The following is a 342-nucleotide window of genomic DNA, read 5'->3' as shown; positions in this document are numbered from 1 at the left end:
CTGCGAGGGCTGCTGGAATCCCTTGGGAAGTACAGACGGAAACAGTGACTAAAGTTTGTGCATCAGGGCTTCGTGCGGTTACGGTAGCGGATCAAATTATTCGTACTGGCGATCAATCACTAATTGTAGCTGGCGGTATGGAGTCGATGAGTAACAGTCCTTACATTTTACGAGGTGCAAGATGGGGATACAGAATGGGGAACAACGAAATCATCGATTTAAACGTTGTTGACGGCTTGACTTGCGCATTTTCAGGTATACACATGGGTGTTTATGGCGGAGAAGTTGCGAAGGAAGATGGAATCTCTCGCGAAGCGCAAGATGAATGGGCATATCGTAGCC

Annotated in this window: 1 protein-coding gene; it reads left to right on the top strand. The window is 47.7% G+C overall.

What is annotated here, in order from left to right; translation table 11 throughout:
- Nucleotides 1-342: thiolase family protein (locus tag ACSG5Z_RS29825; protein ID WP_435712744.1), on the top strand; the 342-nt coding region annotated here is incomplete at both ends.

The organism is Bacillus pretiosus, from assembly GCF_051294775.1.
Lineage (GTDB): Bacteria > Bacillota > Bacilli > Bacillales > Bacillaceae_G > Bacillus_A > Bacillus_A wiedmannii.
The sequence above is the reverse complement of the archived record's forward strand: the minus strand, read 5'-3'. Positions and strand labels throughout refer to the sequence as shown.